This window comes from Corynebacterium sp. KPL2825 (genome assembly GCF_037908445.1).
GTDB lineage: Bacteria > Actinomycetota > Actinomycetes > Mycobacteriales > Mycobacteriaceae > Corynebacterium > Corynebacterium kefirresidentii.
In genome coordinates this window covers 15299-31074 of record NZ_JBBMGI010000002.1, presented here as the reverse complement: position 1 = coordinate 31074, position 15776 = coordinate 15299, and the positions used below count along the sequence as shown (strand labels likewise).

At 57.1% G+C, this 15776-nt stretch carries 14 protein-coding genes; 3 read left to right on the top strand and 11 right to left on the bottom strand.

Translation table 11 applies throughout. The features are described 5' to 3' along the window. Positions 1-16: 16 nt before the first annotated feature. On the bottom strand, positions 17-1081 hold the full coding sequence (locus tag WMQ00_RS01735; RefSeq protein ID WP_049361226.1) for a proteasome assembly chaperone family protein: 1065 nt from the start codon (positions 1079-1081) through the stop codon (positions 17-19). Between the two features lie 242 nt (positions 1082-1323). On the opposite strand from WMQ00_RS01735, the gene WMQ00_RS01730 reads away from it, so the two are divergent. Continuing rightward, positions 1324-2424: a DUF4192 domain-containing protein gene (locus WMQ00_RS01730; protein WP_340440606.1), complete on the top strand. Its 1101-nt coding sequence runs from the start codon at positions 1324-1326 to the stop codon at positions 2422-2424. Here WMQ00_RS01730 and galE read toward each other — a convergent pair. The 9 genes from galE to WMQ00_RS01685 all read right to left on the bottom strand — a co-directional run bounded on the left by galE (position 2421) and on the right by WMQ00_RS01685 (position 12057). Then, a complete protein-coding gene (gene galE, locus WMQ00_RS01725) occupies positions 2421-3407 on the bottom strand; it encodes a UDP-glucose 4-epimerase GalE (RefSeq protein WP_248098650.1) in 987 nt (328 codons plus the stop codon). The genes WMQ00_RS01730 and galE overlap by 4 nt on opposite strands. 2 nt (positions 3408-3409) lie before the next feature. Then, entirely contained in the window at positions 3410-4087 is a 678-nt protein-coding gene (locus WMQ00_RS01720; RefSeq protein WP_023021391.1) for a metal-dependent transcriptional regulator, read from the bottom strand. Between the two features lie 223 nt (positions 4088-4310). Then, a complete protein-coding gene (locus tag WMQ00_RS01715; RefSeq protein WP_023021392.1) occupies positions 4311-5324 on the bottom strand; it encodes a sigma-70 family RNA polymerase sigma factor in 1014 nt (337 codons plus the stop codon). A gap of 181 nt (positions 5325-5505) precedes the next feature. Then, a complete protein-coding gene (locus WMQ00_RS01710; protein WP_023021393.1) occupies positions 5506-6297 on the bottom strand; it encodes a helix-turn-helix transcriptional regulator in 792 nt (263 codons plus the stop codon). A 146-nt stretch (positions 6298-6443) separates the two neighbouring features. Next, positions 6444-7817 (bottom strand): L-serine ammonia-lyase, encoded by a 1374-nt coding sequence (locus WMQ00_RS01705; protein ID WP_023021394.1) that lies wholly within the window; start codon positions 7815-7817, stop codon positions 6444-6446. A 46-nt stretch (positions 7818-7863) separates the two neighbouring features. Beyond that, positions 7864-9252 carry an HAAAP family serine/threonine permease gene (locus WMQ00_RS01700; RefSeq protein WP_200288970.1) on the bottom strand — a complete coding sequence of 463 codons (1389 nt, stop codon included), beginning with the start codon at positions 9250-9252 and terminating at the stop codon, positions 7864-7866. A 356-nt stretch (positions 9253-9608) separates the two neighbouring features. Then, positions 9609-10052, bottom strand: a complete 444-nt coding sequence (gene dtd / locus WMQ00_RS01695) for a D-aminoacyl-tRNA deacylase (protein ID WP_200288971.1) — start codon at positions 10050-10052, stop codon at positions 9609-9611. Between the two features lie 43 nt (positions 10053-10095). Then, entirely contained in the window at positions 10096-11667 is a 1572-nt protein-coding gene (locus WMQ00_RS01690) for a DUF7782 domain-containing protein (protein ID WP_200288972.1), read from the bottom strand. A 15-nt stretch (positions 11668-11682) separates the two neighbouring features. Further along, the gene (locus WMQ00_RS01685; protein ID WP_316328361.1) at positions 11683-12057 is read right to left on the bottom strand and encodes a DUF3099 domain-containing protein; all 375 of its coding nucleotides are present in this window, start codon (positions 12055-12057) and stop codon (positions 11683-11685) included. A 137-nt stretch (positions 12058-12194) separates the two neighbouring features. On the opposite strand from WMQ00_RS01685, the gene WMQ00_RS01680 reads away from it, so the two are divergent. Together WMQ00_RS01680 and WMQ00_RS01675 are read left to right on the top strand one after the other, a co-directional pair. Further along, on the top strand, positions 12195-12446 hold the full coding sequence (locus WMQ00_RS01680) for a DUF3039 domain-containing protein (protein WP_340440655.1): 252 nt from the start codon (positions 12195-12197) through the stop codon (positions 12444-12446). Continuing rightward, complete coding sequence (locus WMQ00_RS01675) at positions 12443-14209, top strand: DEAD/DEAH box helicase (protein WP_023027865.1); 1767 nt, start codon at positions 12443-12445, stop codon at positions 14207-14209. Before WMQ00_RS01680 ends, WMQ00_RS01675 begins: the two co-directional genes overlap by 4 nt. Before the next feature lie 82 nt (positions 14210-14291). Here WMQ00_RS01675 and WMQ00_RS01670 read toward each other — a convergent pair whose 3' ends face one another. Beyond that, positions 14292-15770, bottom strand: a complete 1479-nt coding sequence (locus tag WMQ00_RS01670) for an RNA polymerase sigma factor (protein WP_023021401.1) — start codon at positions 15768-15770, stop codon at positions 14292-14294. Positions 15771-15776 lie beyond the last annotated feature (6 nt).

The following is a 15776-nucleotide window of genomic DNA, read 5'->3' as shown; positions in this document are numbered from 1 at the left end:
GATGAGGGTGGGTTAGTTAGATATCGTCACCTAAGTCGCTATCGCCCTGAGCGGAATCTGGATCATCCTTGCCGTTATCGGCTTGAGAGCCCTCGCCATCGGCGGAATCTTCGCGGTCATCTATGTCAGAGTTAATGATCTGCTGGCTTTCTTCCTTATCCAAAGAAGCCAAGAAGGCTTGGAATTCCTCGCTGATTTCCTCGCCGGTAGGCACGGCTTCCTCGCCGGGCATGATAGCCTGCGGGTGTTCTTTGCGGTAGCGCTCCATATAGGCGTCATACTGCTGCTCGAGTTGCTGAACCACGCTTTCTATCTCATCCGAGCCACCAACTTGTTCTTCCAGTTGGTTTTCTACGCGGGAAATATCAGCCTCGATGCTGCCCAAAGGAATATTGAGGTGCGCAGCCCGAGCTACCGAATTCAATAACTGGAAAGTGGCTTGCGGGTAGGGCGAAGCCGCAAGATAATGCGGCACGTGGACGGTATATCCGGCTACGGTGCGCTGCTTCTCCGCCAGTGCCTTTTCCAGATACAGTGCAGCAGAGCCTGGGACCATCATGGTGGAATCCATCGACAACATATGCTCAGTCAGACGGGAGGAAGTGCCATGCGCAGTGACCACCGTGGGGCGGGTGTGCGGAACTGGCATAGGTGCGGCATAGAGCATGATGGTGTCATTGATATTGAACTTTTCCACCAGCTTGACCACAGCAGTGGTAAAAGCCTCCCAGCGCATGTCGGGCTCTGGGCCAGACAGTAGTAGGAAGGTTTTGCCGGAATTATCGCGCAGGACCTTGATACCCAGGTCCATCGATTCAATTTCTAGCGCCCGATCCTTATCGATGGTGACAGCTGGCCGGCGCGAGCGGTAATCAATCAGCTCATCAGAGTTAAACGAGGCCAGTTGGCGGCCTTCCAAAGCTGCCTTCAAGTGGTCCGCACTAGCCTCGATGGCCTGGCCGGCGTCTGCATAGCCGTGCATGGCAACAATCATGGTGGGGCCTTGTCCGTCACCGGAATCATCCCTAATCACCGGGGCTGGATACTCCAGCTCATACATGCGGCGATCTTCTTCGTGCATGTTGTGTTACCTCCTTGCTTTCTTACCTACCCCAACGCCGCAGGCGGGCTCAGTATTCCCGCGCGCACTGGGAGGTTAAATAACTGATTGTGCCCCAAACCGCCGCACATTGCCAGCGCAATCCCGGGCGGGGTGTGGACAAGCCGCCTGCCGACGCCCCCTCACCCCGCCTATCCCCAGATTCTTACCACTTCTCGATGCTTGTCCTATACATGGTTGCGCGCGTGGCTGAAGCTGGGGCCATGAACATCTCAACACCAACTCAGCCCATTCGTACGCCCGGCGATATCCTCGCCAATATCCCAGGAATTCTCGGATTCTTCCCCTCCGAATCAGTCATCCTCATTTCCATCCAGCCCAGCCCACGCGGATTCAGTATGGGGCCGGTAGCTCGCCTCAATCTGAACGATGTCCCTGCCGCCTTGCAAGAAGTGATGGATGCATTTCACTGCGGCAACCCCGAAAGCATCTTTGGTTTCGTTCTCTCTCAACGCCAAGAAGAAGATCTATGGGATATCATGCACTCCCTCTACCGCTTTCAGGATCGCTCTGGTGTGGGCATTGACGCCTGTTGGCTGGCCGAAGAGCTATCTACTGATACCGCCTACGACCTTATTTTTGGCCACGCGTCCGAGGACGGCGAGGGCCCGATGCAGAATTGGATGGAAGGAACCATTCCCGCCATATCGACGAGCCACTCCATGCGTGAGTGCGTGAATAATGGCATGCTTCCTGAACTCAGCCGCAATGACTTGGTTCAGCGTTTTAAGGACCACAACCCATACTTTGGGAAAGAAGAAATTAGCGCAATGGAGCGATGCTGCAGAGAAATCGCCCGCCAACTGCGCGCCGGGCGCGGTTACCAAACTTCAGATCCAGTGCAGGTGGTCAAGCGCCTTATCGCTGATGTCCGCTTCGTGCTCAGTGAGGTGGAATCGCTGGAGGAGACTTTGGAAAATGAGGAATTGCTGTGTGCAGCAGCCATGTGGATGTCTACCACGTGGACCCGTGACCTGGTCATCACAGAGCTGGTGTCTGCGCCGCGGGAAGCAGGGGACCTCCTCCTAGCGGTGGCACGTACATTCCAGGGGTCCATCCGCTATAACGCCCTAGCCTTATACGCAGCTAGCCAGGTATCCCATGAATTCGGAATTTATGCGGGTCCGGCGCTTTCTGTACTAGTAGAAGAGGCGCCCCATCATAATTTGGGGCGCCTCATAGCGCAGGGGTATCGCAGCGGCATGGGAAGGCGGTTGGTCACGAGCCTCTGCCATGGCTGTGAGTTAGCCCGCGAAGCGGCGGGGCTTGGCGCTGATGCCCCGCAAAGTAGCTTTGGAGGCTAGGCCCGCTTCGCTGAATGTGCCTTATCACCTAGTTGGCGGGTGAAATTCCATGCATCGGTAACGATCGTTTCCAGATCCGTGCGGGTGGGGCTCCATCCGAGCTCCCGCTTGATCTTCTCTGAGGAAGCGATGAGGGTGGCGGGGTCGCCTGCGCGGCGCGGAGCCACCTCAGCAGGAATGTCGTGGCCGGTGACCTTGCGGCACATCTCAATGACCTGCTTGACGGAGTAGCCATCACCAGAACCCAGGTTGTAAATGCGGTGACTACCAGATTCATTGGATTCGAGAGCAAGCACATGGGCATCGGCCAGATCACGGATATGGATATAGTCACGCACTGGGGTGCCGTCTGCGGTATCCCAGTCATCACCGAACATGAAGATCTTATCGCGGTGGCCCAAGGCCACCTGCAACACGATGGGGATGAGGTGGGTTTCTACCTCGCGGTTCTCACCGATGTTTCCGTAGGCTCCAGCCACATTGAAGTAGCGCAGGGAGGTCGCCCCCAATCCATAGGCGTGGGCGAAAGAGGTGATCATGTAGTCGATGGCAAGCTTGGTTGCACCATAGGGATTGGTGGGCTGGGTTGGCATATCCTCTGTAATCGGCACTTGGTCCGGCTCACCGTAGGTTGCAGCGGTGGAGGAGAAGACGAGATTTTTGACCTCGTTATCCCGCATGGCATTGAGCAGCGTCAGGGTAGTAACGACATTGTGCTGCCAATACTCATCGGGCTTTTCCACGGATTCGCCCACCAACGAGCGCGCCGCGAAGTGGATGACACCCTCGAAACCACCTTCTCCCAGGACCTCGGCGGCCTTATCCGCCACGTCGCCCTCGACGACGCGGGCTGTTTCTGGAACGGCTTCGCGGTTTCCGGTGGAGAAATTGTCAATGATGGTTACATCATGGCCTTGTTCGACCAATACAGCGGCGCACACGCTGCCGACATAGCCGGCGCCACCGGTGACAAGAAGTTTCATGGTTATACCTCCACGCGCACTGCGTGCGCCAAGTCGTCGGAAAGCACGACGCTGCCGCCATCCGGTGTCGACAACGTAATCGTGCCGCTGTTATTGACTACCGATACCTTTGCTCCCACGCGGATTCCGGCAGCGGTGAGTTCCTGGAAGGTGCCATCATCAACCTGCAAAATCTCATTGACCTGGATGACGGTGGCGGAGACCTCCTCACCATTGGGGAGATCGACTGCGCGGGTGCCCTGGTCCGGCTGCGGAGCATCGAAGCCCAGTGCAGACAGCGCCGGGATAGGGTTGCCGAATGGTGACCGGGTTGGATCATCGAGAACCGCGACCATGCGTTTTTCTACTTCTTCGCTCATCACATGCTCCCAACGGCAGGCCTCGTCGTGAACTTTTGCGATGTCGAGCCCGAGGACGTCGGTAAGCAAACGCTCTGCCAAACGGTGCTTGCGCATGACTGCGGTAGCCAGGTCGCGGCCCTTGTCCGTGAGATCCAAACTGCGGTCGGTACGCACGTGCAAAAGGCCGTCGCGTTCCATGCGAGCTACAGTTTGAGAAACCGTAGGCCCAGACTGCTCCAAACGCTCCGCGATGCGGGCGCGAAGGGGAGTAATACCTTCTTCCTCTAGCTCGTAGATGGTGCGTAGATACATCTCCGTTGTATCAACTAGGTCCCTCACGTGGGCATACCTTTCTGTGTGAATACAGTTTCGCGGCTAATCTCCCGACCAAGGACGGGAAAGCGCTTTCTAGACTCTGCAGTCCAGATTAGCCTACCTAAGCCCTTGCTCGCCGCGTCGAACTAAGCCGCTGCCTTTCTAACGCCAAACCCCGAGCCCGTGGCAGTATTGTGCCGAATGGACTCGGGGAGGGGGACTGGGCGCGGAGCGCTGCCAGCCCAGATTAAAGAGCGTACTCGCGCAGGCGATCGGCGCGGTTGCCATCGCGCAGCTTTGCCATAACTTCGCGCTCAATTTGGCGTACACGTTCGCGCGAAAGACCGAAGCGGCGACCAATCTGATCCAAGGTGCGCGGAACACCATCATCGAGGCCGTAGCGCAGACGAATTACGTCCTGCTCGCGCTTTTCCAAGGTGTCAATCACTCCGCGAATATCGGAATGGCGCATGGAGGCTACGACCGCGGTTTCTGCATCGGTAGCTTCGGCGTCTTCAATGAAGTCACCCAAAGGAGCTTCTTCATCGGTACCTACCGGCATATCGAGAGAGACTGGGTCGCGCGACTGGCGCAGCAGCATCTCAATCTTGTTTTCGTCAATGCCTGATTCCTCCGAAAGCTCTTCATTGGTAGCTTCACGGCCCAGGGATTGATACATCTCGCGCTTAATGCGGGACAGCTTGTTGACCTGTTCTACCAAGTGGACTGGGAGGCGAATGGTGCGAGACTGGTCAGCCATGCCGCGGGTAATTGCCTGGCGGATCCACCACGTGGCATAGGTGGAGAATTTAAAGCCCTTGGCGTAATCGAACTTTTCCATCGCGCGGATGAGGCCGAGGTTTCCCTCCTGGATGAGATCCAGCAGTGGCATACCGCGGCCGGTGTAGCGCTTTGCCAGCGAGACCACGAGGCGCAGGTTGGCTTCAAGCAGGTGGGAGCGTGCCTTTTTGCCTTCGCGGGCGAGGATTTTAAGGTCACGCTTTTCTGCACGGGTGAGCTTTTCAGCGTTATTGAGCTTGTACTCCGCGTACAGTCCAACTTCGATGGCCTGAGCGAGTTCTACCTCATCTTCCGCGCTGAGCAATGCGGTCTTGCCAATGCCGTTGAGATAAACACGAACGAGGTCGGCAGAGGGGTTGTCGTTGGTTTGGTTGCGGCGAGAACCGCGATCTACTTCCTGTTCTTCATTAGTAGTGGCAGCTGAAGCGCCCTTGGCGGTGGTGGCAGATGTCTTCGTCATAGTGAAGCCTCCTGAATTTGTCGCCGGTTTCACAAGGTACAACGGAGTCTTTAGAGATTTAGTTCCCAATGTGGAAAGAATTGATAAAACGCGGCGTTCCCCGTGGTACGACTCCACCTTTTCGGGGGAGATGTGCCACGGAGAACGCCGCGCTCTGCGATGGGGCAGGTACGTAGGAGTACTATCCGCGTACCTGTACGAGATAGCGGTAAATGGTGGGTTCGGAAACACCTAGCCGCTCTGCCGCTGCGGCAATTCCTCCCTTAAGAAGGAAGAATCCCGCATCCTCCAAATCTGAGACCACCTCGAGGCGCTCCTCGCGCTGCATGCGAGGGGCAGGGGTGTTTTGGTTAGAAATGGCGGAGTCCAACATTGAGTCCAGAAGGTGTTCCACGTTGGAACGCAAAGACTCGCTGACTCCTTCCTTGTCCGCTTCTTCCTCTACCGGTTCCTTATCTGGAACTGGGTCTGGTACTGCAACGGGGCGGTTGGGTAGCTCAGTTTCACCTGGGTAGCCGCCGAAAGCCTTTGACTTATCGAATGCGGGATCATCGGCCTTGCCGATGAGTGCTGCGGCCGCATCGCGAATGTGTACTAATTCGGATACATCAACATTGATGCACAGCATGCCGCGCATATGCCCGGAGTCGTCTCGGATGAAGTAGCTAGAGGAGCGGCAAATCTTGCCTTCCGCATTGACGGCGCGGTAGCCGGTCATCATGGGGATTGCTGCGGCATCGCCCTGTTTCATAAACCATAGAGCGAAGTCGGTCACCGGGCCGCCAAGTTGCCGGCCGGAGATGTGCCCATTGGCGATGGCCATGATGGATTTATCGGGAACGTCGAGATCGTGGAGGACGATTTCGGTGTTGGGGCCCATTGCCTTACCGAGGAATTCGACGAGGGGAATATACTGCTCGAGGAAGTTTTCTTCGGAGGCACTGCCGCTAGGAAAATTCATTAGCTGAAGCATGTCCTTTAATTCCTGTCAGGTTATAGCGAAGGTACCACATGGAAGCGACTCGGTGGAAGAAAGGGAATAGTCCGAAGAAAGCCGGGTGAACACTAGCGGCTTAGCGCTGTGCTCACCCGGCTCATCGCTTCATTACAGGGTGTTCTTTATCCACACACCGGGACTGGTGGGTGAACTGCTAGGGCCAGACCACCTTGTGAGGTCTCCCTGTACTTGGCATTCATATCCTTACCAGTCTTGTACATGGTCCAGATGACTTCGTCCAAAGAAACACACGGCTTGCTCTCACGCTCTAGCGCCATGCGAGCACTGGTGATGGAGTCGACCGCAGCAACGGCGTTACGCTCAATGCAGGGTACCTGAACCTGTCCGAGGACTGGGTCACAGGTCAAGCCAAGCTTGTGTTCCATGCCAATCTCAGCTGCGATGCATACCTGCTCTGGGGTAGCGCCCATGAGCTGGGCGAGTCCGCCGGCAGCCATGGAGCACGCCACACCAACTTCACCTTGGCAGCCGACCTCAGCGCCAGAGATGGAAGCGTTCATCTTGTACAGGGAAGCAATCTGGTTGCAGGCGAAGATGTAGTCAGCGAACATCTCCGTGGTAACTGGCTCGACAAACTTGTCGTAGTAAGCCAGGACTGCGGGGACGACACCACAGGCGCCGTTCGTAGGAGCGGTAACAACGCGGCCGCAGGCTGCATTCTCTTCGGAGATAGCCAGTGCAAACATGTTTACCCAGCTGAGGATGTTCAAACCATCGTGCGGTTCGGACTGCTCAAGACGACGCTTAAGGGCAGCCGCGCGACGCGGAACGAGCAGGGAACCAGGCAGCGGACCATCGGTGGAGGAACCGCGCTTGATGCCGGTGTACATGACATCGCGAACCTTGCGCAGGTGCTCATTGACCTCATTTTCAGAGCGCAGTGCCAATTCGTTGGCCAAGCCCAGCTCGGGGAGGGTCATATCGTTCTTTTCGCACAGTTCGAGCATTTCTGCAGCGCTGGCATATGGGAAGGGGATATCAACCTTGACGTCCTGCCGCTTTGCAAAGTCTTCCTGCTTGACGATGAAACCGCCGCCGACCGAGTAGTAGGTCTTGTGCAGGATGTTTTCTTCGCCGGCGAAGGCGATAAGACACATACCATTTTCGTGCATCGGGAGGTATTCGTCGTGGAAGAAGAAGCCGCCGTCCTTGGGGAATTCTACCTCGTGGGTGCCGCCCAGCATGAGCTTCTCGCTGCTGCGGACGTTCTTCATGAATTCGGAGATGCCGTCGATATCAACGGTCTCTGGCTCTTCACCGGCCAAGCCGAGGAGGATGGCCTTGTCGGTGGAGTGGCCGATACCCGTGAGGGAGAGGGAACCGTAGACATTTGCCTGCACTCGAGTGACCTTGTCAAAGAGGTCTTTTTCCTTGAGCTCGTCTACGAAAGCCTTGCCGGCCTTCATTGGCCCTAGGGTGTGTGAGCTTGAGGGGCCGATACCAATCTTGAACATATCGAAGATGCTGATGAACATTGTTCTTTCCTTGAATCCTCTGCGAATTTCTCGTCTACGGCGGTGCTTAGAAGGCGTGGACGATGGAGTAGATGATGGTTGCTAGGGCGACGAGGCCCATGAAGAAGACGAAGTAGTTGGAAGCCTTGCCCTTGTAGCGCTGGAGAGCAGGAACCTTGTGGATAGCGACCATCGGGATGATGAAGAGCATGATGGCAATCGTTGGACCACACAGGGTTTCAATCATGCCCAGGATGGACGGGTCAGCCCAAGCGACGAGCCAAGCGGTAACCAGCATGAAGATGAGGGTGATGGTGTCGAGCTTGTGAGCCGACTGTGCGTCATCCTTGCTTGCGTTCTTGCTGCCCTTGACGATGAGACCCTCGAAGCCTTCGGCTGCGCCGAGGTAGTGGCCAAGGAAGGACTTAGCAACTGCAATCATGGCGATGATAGGAGCAATCCACTGGATAAGTGGGGTATCGAAGTGGTTGGCCAGGTAGGACAAGATGGTGATGTTTTGTGCCTTAGCTTCTGCCATATCAGCCGGGGAGAGGCTCAGGGCGCAGGAGAAGACGAAGAACATAACCACGACGACCATGAGGATCTCAGCGCGGAGCAGGGTCTTGCGGGACTTGGCTTCTGCGAACTTGCCGTAGGTCTGGCGGCGGTCAACGGCGAAGGAAGAAATCATCGGGGAGTGGTTGAAGGAGAAGACCATAACCGGAACCAAGAGCATCAGGGTAACGCCCATGCCGTGACCAGAGGCTTCGCGAGCAACGTTTAGGTCAAAGGAATCGAAGAGTGCGGTGTTCCACTTCGGGATGAGGTAAAGGGAAAGGAGAACCAGGATGCCGATGAACGGGTATACCAGGTAGGACATGACGTGAACCACGACGTCCTTGCCCATGCGGACAATCAAGATGAGTCCACCAACGAGCAAGAGAGAGGTTAGCCAGCGGTGCGGCGGGGTAACGCCGAGCTGGTGCTCCAGGAAGGAGTTGACCGTGTTGGTGATGGTGACTGAGTAAACCAGCAGGATGGGGTAGACCGACAGGAAGTACAGGATGTTCATGAGAACACCGGCCTTCTTGCCAAAGTGCTCTTCGACGACGTCCGTGAGGTCACCGTCTGGCTTGGAGCTGGACAGTACCAAGCGGGTCATTCCGCGGTGAGCCCAGTAGGTCATAGGCAGTGCTACGACCGTCATGATGAGCAGCGGGATGATACCGCCGATACCGGCGTTGATGGGGAGGAAGAGGACACCGGCGCCGATGGCGGTGCCGAACAGGGAGAGCATCCATACGGTGTCTTCCTTATTCCACTTCGGTGCGCCCTTCTGGCCATCGAAGGGGGTGTCGATGCCAGGAGCCGGTGCGGCTGTCTTGGGGGTTTCGGGCATTTCTGCCCTGTTTTCTGGGTGCTGGGCTGAATTGCGCCGCTTGAGTGAGTGGGACATTTTCTTTCCTACATCTAGTTGGTCGGCCGAAGCGTTTGGGCTTCTGCAACCGTGACTGAGAAAAAAATTCTCATTCAACTTTGCGTTAGTAGGACCTTGAGAAAAGTTCTCTCATCCTGCTTGTCCAGCCCTTTTGCTTCGCTGTGCCTTCAGTATAGAACAGAAACTTGCAGGATGATAATAAATTATTGCACTACAGGTAGGGCATTTATCACTCTCGAAAAATTTGCAATCTGCCGTTCTTTATGGCTTGTTCCATATAATTTCACCGAGAGTGGCACCAGTCACAAGTGCTCTAATGAAAGTCCTGCTTAATACGTTTTGAGGATCGTTGGGGCGGGAGAAGGGCGCGCAAATTACGTCTCAACTAAAACGGTGAAAGGGCCTTCATTTACAGAAGAGACGCGCATTTTAGCCCCGAATTGGCCTGTTTCTACTGACACGCCGCGTTCCTTGAGGTGGTTGATAATCGTTGAAACAACCGGCTCAGCTTCCGGACCTGGCGCGGCATCCGCCCATGAAGGGCGTCGCCCCTTGGCAGTGCGACCATACAAAGTAAATTGGCTCACTACTAGTACCGGAGCTGCGGCATCGAGCACCGAGACCTCGCCGTCAAGAATGCGCAGTTCTGCAATTTTGCGCGCCATTTTCTCTGCTCGAGGCTGCCAATCATCCATATCCTCGCGCGAGACGCCGACGAGCGCGAGAAGACCGCCGGTATCGGGACAATCAATGGCCCCGACGGTCTCTCCATCGACGGTTACTGTGGCCTCTGAAACTCGAGTCAAAACTGCGCGCACCGCTTACTTCTCCTTATCTATCCAGTGGGTTGAAAATGCGGTATCAGCTAAGGTTCGTTGAACCGGTGTCCAAGAGGAGATCTGCTGGGATAAGCAGACCGTGGCGGACCATATCGATGACTGCAGGGAGGGCAGCGGCGGTGAGTTCTTCCTCATCGAATCCGTGCGCCGCCGCATACAGCCCAATTGTCTCTTCTAGGTTCAGACCCTGTGGGTTGAGACCAGCGACAATTGCGGCAATGTGTTCATCTACCTCGTGGCTCCAACGCGGGCCGTCTGTGCGGGTTAGGCGCAAGGCGGCGCGGGTGAATCCCTGTCCCAAATCTTCATCTGGGGTGCTGATATCTTCGCGTGCCAAGCCGGGCCTTACTTGGAAGTGCTTTCCCTGCAGTTCTCCCGGCACAAGATCGCGCAGCCACGCCACACGGGCAAAGTATTCTTCCACTTCGGGGCCAAGCGGATCGCTGAAGGCCTGCGGCATTTCTTCGGCCAAGATATCTGCAGGCTCATCGTCACCGATGCGTTGAATAGCTACGAAACCAAAACCAATGCCGTTTACTTCGTGTTCCTGGAAATGTTCGAGCCAGGCGCGAGAGCGCTCTTGCCCCTCAGGGGAGCGAATATCGAGGGATTCATCTTCGAGCCAGGTGGACACATAAAGTGCGGGATCGGCAACGTCGCGCTGAATGACCCAGGCGGCGATCCCTTTATCCGGCAACCAGGAAGCAACGCGTTGCTGCCATGTTTCGCCACTGGTGTGTACCCATGCAGCCAGAAGGTGAGCGGTTCCGCCGGGCGTCAGGTGATCGGTGGCTTGAGAGGCAACCAATTCACTGGCTCCGTCGAGGTTTAATCCGGAATCGCGGTAGACGTGGCCCACTTCGGGAAGGCCTACAACAAAAGGCGGGTTAGCTACTAGACGGTCAAAGCGGCGACCAGCTACGGGCTCAAACCATGACCCAGGGAGCAATTCCACTTTGTCGCCCTCACCAGCGGCCGCGATGGTGGCCGTGGCCAAATCCAAGGCACGCTCATGCACATCGGTCGCGGTGATTTTTTCTGCGCATTCGATTTGCCCCAGCAATTGAACACCCGAGCCGGTGCCCAGATCGAGAACGCTGCTGACTGGACTTACTGGCGTGGACTGCAGCAAAGAGAGACTCGCCGCGCCTACTCCCAGCACATGGTCAGGGCCGGGTACGTGATCCACGAGGGAGGCATCGACGTCGGAGAAGATGAGCCGGTTAGCGCCCACGATGGTGTGGGGGCGGATGTCGAGGGCAATGTAGGCCATGCCGTGGGCGTCGGCAAGCGCAACCTTGGCATCCAGCAACTGGGTAGCCAGGCGCGCTCCTACGGCCTCACCCAAAAGCGTGGCAGGCAGGTGCTCGTGCAGGAGGAAAAAGCGGATCAACAAGTCCATCTGAGATTCGCTGTGCGCGGCTAGCGAAACAGGTGCCGGCTCGCCGCGGAATAGGGCTTCAGTAACCTCCGGCCCTAGGTACCCGGCCACGCCATCGGTAGTAAAACCGGCGGCGGTAAAGACGTCGGAAAGCTCAGGGGCCAGCTTGGCTAGCGCGGGGGCATCAAAGTCGGGGCCAAAAGCGGTCGTCATGTGGGCAGGAATCCTTTACTCTTCTTCGTGATCGATGATGTCGTGGTGTGCCTCAATGGGCCGGGCGGTGCCGCCGGATACCTGTGGGGCGTGGGCTTGGCTATAAAGCTGCCGGTTCATGGCTGGCTTGTACACGTTCTTTTCGCGCTTATCCTTCTTTTCTCCCCGGCCGTTGCCAATTACCACGGCGATCCACGGGAGGGGAAAAGTCACGCCCACAACGATTGCGGCTAACAGCCACCAATGCATATAAAGGAAATAGCCGGCGATGAGTAGGGAAGGAACGCGCAAAAACTGGAAGATTCCGTACCGAATTTCGCGGCGCTTGCGGTCCTGGCCAGGCGTGAGCTTGGCATCTGTGATGAGGTAGCGCTCTTTTTTGCCAAACAACCTAGACTCGGCTCCCCTCGTGTGCGTCGGAGTTCCCTCGATAAGGGGAGTGGGGCGCAGTGGCTGGCGAGCATGACGTGTACATGTTCTCCAAGGGTAGCCGCCTGACTCGCAAAGTTCGATGCCGATGCGGCAAAATGGAGGGCGTGACTACGACTACGAAGACAATTGAACGGCCAGATATTCGTGAAGACACTTCGACGACGGATAATGACACGCCGAAGTTCTTCCATTACGTCAAAAAGGATCACATCCTCGATTCCGCGGTCAACGGCAAGTATGTCGTTGCCTTGTGCGGCGAGACCTTCCCGGTGACCAAGCAGGCAAAGCCGGGTTCTCCGGTGTGCCCCGATTGTGAGCGTATGTATAAGGGTCTGCGCCGCAAGTGAGGACTTTTAAAAAGACTAACCTTCGCGCCTGGCAGCAATCCGCCCTCGATAAATTCCTCGCCACTAAGCCGCAGGACTTCATGGCGGTGGCGACCCCGGGCGCCGGAAAGACTACCTTCGCCCTGCGCATCGCAACCGAGCTCATGGAAGACCGCACGGTCGAGCGCGTCATCGTGGTGGTGCCCACCGAACACCTTAAGACCCAGTGGTCTAGTGCTGCCGCGCGAGTAGGTTTGGCGTTGGATCCTGCGTTTAGCAATTCTTCCGCGGTCAATCCTTCGATGGATGGCATTGTGGTGACCTATGCGCAGGTAGGAATGCACCCCTTTAAGCACCGCGCGGTGGCTTCTGCTCGGCGCACTTTGGTGATCCTGGATGAGATTCACCACGCCGGTGATGCCAAGAGCTGGGGTGATGGTGTCAAGGAAGCATATGACGACGTTAACCATCGCTTGGCGCTGACGGGTACTCCGTTCCGTTCCGATGACTCGCCCATCCCATTTGTTCAGTATGTAGACGATGGGGAGGGGCACAAGGTATCCCGCTCGGACCATACCTATGGCTATGGCGATGCGCTTGCCGACGGCGTCGTGCGCCCCGTTGTCTTCCTCTCTTACTCCGGCGAGGCCCGCTGGCGGGATTCGGCTGGCGAGGAACATGCCGCGCGCTTGGGTGACATTATGAATGCGGAGCAAACCGCCCGTGCGTGGCGCACCGCGTTGGACCCCAAGGGCGAATGGATCCCTGCAGTTCTGCAGGCAGCGCATACCCGGCTCATGCAAATGCGGCGCAATATGCCGGATGCCGGTGGCCTCGTGTTGGCATCGGATACGACGACCGCACGCGCGTACGCCAAGATCCTCAAACAGCTGTCCAATACTCCGGTGTCGGTGATTTTGTCTGATGATCCCGGCTCCTCGGACCGCATTCAGGAATTTTCTGAGTCCACCGATGAGTGGATGGTGGCGGTGCGCATGGTGTCTGAGGGAGTGGACGTCCCGCGCCTAGCAGTGGGCGTGTATGCGACGTCCGCATCGACCCCACTATTTTTCGCCCAAGCCATTGGCCGTTTTGTGCGCTCGCGCATGCCGGGGGAGACGGCGTCCGTTTTCCTTCCCTCGGTGCCTGTCTTGCTGGGCTTGGCCGAAAATATGGAAAAGTCCCGCGATCACGTTTTGGGTGAGGAAAAGCCGGACAAGGAGGGCTGGGACGATGAGCTGCTAGAGCAAGCGAATCAGAAGAAGACCGAACCGGACATGCTGGAGAAGTCTTATGAGTCGCTTGGTGCCGAGGCAGAGTTCTCGGGCCTGCTTTATAACGGTTCTCAGTTCAACACTGGGGACATGACCACGGATGAAGAAGCCGATTTCCTTGGTATTCCCGGATTGCTCGATGCGGAACAAGTCAAGGACCTGCTGCGCAAGAAGCAATCTGAGGAAATGGACCGCCGCGAGGCGGAGGAAAAGGCGCGGCGCGCGGCTGAGGCCGAGGAGGCTCACCGTCGCAAGCTCTATGGCATGGACTATGCCCCGGCCTCGCGGAAAAAGGCTGTGGAAGCTGAGTCAAGCGATACCGGAGTCGTCGATGAGCTAGGCCAGCTGCGCAAGGAGCTCAACACGGTGGTTTCTATCGCCGCCCAACGCTCTGGCCGCCCCCACGGTGCTATTCACACCGAGGTCCGCAAGGCCTGCGGTGGACCGCCCACCGCGCTGTGCAACGCTGAGCAGCTACGCGAGCGCATCGAATACCTGCGCAAGTGGTAGTTTGGCCACAACCGCCTGAGGGCAGCTACGCAAAAGCCCGCACCAGAAAGGTGCGGGCTTTGTTCTTGTCCACGTAAAACGATTAGTCGAGATAATCGCGCAATACCTGGGAGCGAGAGGGGTGGCGCAGCTTCGACATGGTCTTGGATTCGATCTGGCGAATGCGCTCGCGGGTAACGCCGTAGACTTGGCCGATTTCGTCTAAAGTGCGCGGCATGCCATCGGTCAAGCCGAAGCGCAGGCGCACCACACCGGCTTCGCGCTCGGAGAGGGTGGTCAGCACGTCTTGGAGCTGATCCTGCAGCAAAGTGAAGGAGACAGCGTCGACCGCAATAACGGCTTCGGAGTCCTCGATGAAGTCACCCAACTGGGAGTCGCCTTCGTCGCCAATGGTCTGATCCAAGGAAATGGGCTCGCGGGCGTACTGCTGGATTTCGAGCACCTTTTCCTCGGTGATATCCATCTCCTTTGCCAGCTCCTGCGGGGTAGGCTCGCGGCCCAGGTCCTGCAGCAACTCGCGCTGGATACGGCCCAGCTTGTTGATGACTTCCACCATGTGGACCGGGATGCGGATGGTACGAGCCTGATCAGCCATGGCGCGGGTAATAGCCTGGCGGATCCACCACGTGGCGTAAGTAGAGAACTTATAGCCCTTGGTGTAGTCGAACTTCTCCACAGCGCGGATAAGTCCCAAGTTGCCTTCTTGGATGAGGTCCAAGAAAGCCATGCCGCGGCCGGTGTAGCGCTTTGCCAAGGAAACCACCAGACGCAGGTTCGCCTCCAACAGGTGGTTTTTGGCCTTGCGGCCATCGCGGGCGATGCTGCGCAGGTCGCGCTTTTCCATGGGGGAGAGCTTAGCGGCCTTATCGCCTTCGGCGCGGGCTTTTTCCATCTCATCCATGCGGTGCTGTGCGTAAAGACCAGCCTCGATGCGCTTGGCCAAGGAAACCTCTTGCTCGGCGTTGAGCAGGGCCACCTTACCAATCTGCTTGAGGTAGGCACGAACGGAGTCAGCAGAGGCAGTCAGCTGCGCATCCTTGCGTGCCTGACGCAGTGCAGCGGATTCTTCCTCGTCCCAGACGGAGGAGGAGTCCTCTTCTTCGTCATCGTCCTCATCGTCTTCGTCCAAGTCCTCTTCGAGGTCCTCGTCCTCGAGGTCTTCACCGCCTGCGAAGTCATCATCTTCCTCGATGTCCGCATTGGTGGGATCGAAGTCGACGTCTTCGTCGTGCTCGTCCTCGTCGAGCTCTTCATCTACCTCCGGCTGTGCTTGCTTTTCGGACTCAGCGGGGGATTCCTGCTTTTTCGCCGCGGACTTGCGGACCGTCTTCTTCGTGGCCTTCTTAGCAGACTTTTTAGTGGTCTTCTTGGCCGACTTCTTAGCGGTCTTTTTCGCAGTCTTTTTGGCTGTTTTCTTAGCGGTCTTCTTGGCCGTCTTTTTAGCCGTCTTCTTCGCGGTTTTCTTTGCCGTCTTCTTGGCGGTCTTCTTTGCAGGAGTAGATGCCCCGGCGGCGTTTTCGCCCTCGCCGAGTGCCTGGTCTGAAGATTCAGTGGCTGCCACGTACGC